This is a genomic window from Dietzia cercidiphylli (assembly GCF_014145145.1).
In the GTDB taxonomy this organism is placed as follows: Bacteria; Actinomycetota; Actinomycetes; order Mycobacteriales; family Mycobacteriaceae; genus Dietzia; species Dietzia natronolimnaea.
Genome location: NZ_JAALEA010000322.1, coordinates 1 through 1,682 on the forward strand (window position 1 = coordinate 1; position 1,682 = coordinate 1,682).

Here is a 1,682-nt window from a genome sequence, read left to right on the forward strand (position 1 = left end):
CCGTCCTCCAGGCCACCCGCGCCCTGCGCAAGGGATTCGAGTCGGCCATCTACTTCTACGGCCCCGGCGCGATCAACTGCCTGGCCACCCGCGGATTCCCCACCACCGGGGACTCCGGCTTCCCCGGCGAGCAGAACATCAACGAGTCCCTCGAGTCGTTCATCTCCGAGGGCGGAACCGTGTTCTGCTGCCGCTTCGGGCTCGGTCTCCACGGCGGTCGCGAGGAGGACCTGATCGAGGGCGTGATCCCCGCGCACCCGCTCGACGTGCAGGACGCCCTGATCCACTACGCCCGTAAGGGCGCCATCATCAACTCGACCTACATGGTCTGATGCCATGACGACCATCGGCTCGGTCGCCGCCAACTTCGGCCGCGACCTCGAGGAGAACTACCGGACCATCGCCCATTACACGGAGATCGCCCGCGAGAGCGGCGTCGACTTCCTGGTCTTTCCCGAGGCCGCCATCGGGGGCTACCTCTCCAGCCTCGGAAACCACGGCGACACCACGCCCACCTCGCGATCACTGCCCCCCGCCATCCGGCTCGACGGCCCCGAGATCGCGCGGGTGCAGGAGATCATCGGAGACCTGGTGGTGGCCATCGGGTTCTGCGAGCTCGACGACGACGGGGTGAGCCGTTACAACGCGGCCGCCGTCCTCGACGGAACCCGCGTCTACGGCACCTACCGCAAGGTGCACCAGCCCCTCGGGGAGAACATGTCCTATGCCTCCGGCGGCGACTACCGGGTGTTCGACACCCCGGTCGGTCGGGTGGGCCTGCAGATCTGTTACGACAAGGCGTTCCCCGAGGCCGCACGCGTCATGGCACTGCAGGGCGCCGAGATCATCGCTTCCCTGTCCGCGTGGCCGGCGGCACGCACCGCGACCGCCGCCAACCTCCAGGAGGACCGCTGGACCTACCGGTTCAACCTCTTCGATTCCGCCCGGGCCCTGGACAACCAGGTGTTCTGGGTGGCCTCCAACCAGGCGGGGACGTTCGGGTCCCTGCGGTACGTCGGGAACGCCAAGATCGTCGATCCCGGCGGGAACGTCCTGGCCACCACCACCCTCGACGAGGGCCTGGCGGTCGCCGAGGTCGACGTGGCGGGGACCTTCGCGGCCATGCGCGCCGGGATGTTCCACCTGCGCGATCGGCGCCCCGACGTGTACGGATCACTGGTCGAGGTCAGTGATCGGGCCGACGAGAGGACGCTCGCCAGTGCCTGAGATGAGCTTCGCCGTCCGGTGGCCCGACGGGACGGTCCGGGACTACTACTCCCCCAGCCTGGTGATCCACGACCACCTCACGGTGGGCGACCGTCTGAGCGTGGCCGAGTTCCGCCGCCGGGCCACCGACGGGCTCACCGAGGCGGGCGAGCGGGTCCGCGAACGCTACGGCTTCCTGTGCAGCTCGGCGGCGGACACCGCCGCACGGGTGGCCTCCGCGTCCCGGTCCCACCCCGGGGACGCCCTCGTCGAGGTCGTCTCGATGCACCCCCCGCTGCCCTCCGCATCCCCACCCCCCGCATCCCCACCCCCCGCGCAGGCGCCCTCCGCCTCGCCGGACCCCCAGGAGCACTCATGAGCACCACGCAGTTCTCCCCCGGCTCCCATGTCCCGGTGCTCGTCATCGGCGGCGGCCAGGCCGGTCTCTCGGTGAGCCATCACCTCGGTACGGCGGG

3 protein-coding genes are annotated in these 1,682 nt (G+C 70.2%); all 3 read left to right on the forward strand.

Annotated elements, in window-relative coordinates; translation table 11 throughout:
• A partial coding sequence (locus tag G6028_RS11665; protein ID WP_182658968.1) for an MSMEG_0572/Sll0783 family nitrogen starvation response protein occupies positions 1 to 332 on the forward strand: 332 nt, incomplete at its 5' end.
• A gap of 4 nt (positions 333 to 336) precedes the next feature.
• Entirely contained in the window at positions 337 to 1,227 is an 891-nt protein-coding gene (locus tag G6028_RS11670; RefSeq protein WP_179525784.1) for a carbon-nitrogen hydrolase family protein, read from the forward strand.
• Position 1,228: 1 nt separating this feature from the next.
• Positions 1,229 to 1,585, forward strand: coding sequence for an MSMEG_0570 family nitrogen starvation response protein (locus G6028_RS11675; RefSeq protein WP_194306987.1), 357 nt, complete (start codon positions 1,229 to 1,231; stop codon positions 1,583 to 1,585).
• Positions 1,586 to 1,682 lie beyond the last annotated feature (97 nt).

Coding starts and splice junctions, on each gene's coding strand:
- G6028_RS11675 (WP_194306987.1), top strand. CDS start 1,229: ATGAGCTTCGCCGTCCGGTGGCCCGACGGGACGGTCCGGGACTACTAC.
- G6028_RS11670 (WP_179525784.1), top strand. CDS start 337: ATGACGACCATCGGCTCGGTCGCCGCCAACTTCGGCCGCGACCTCGAG.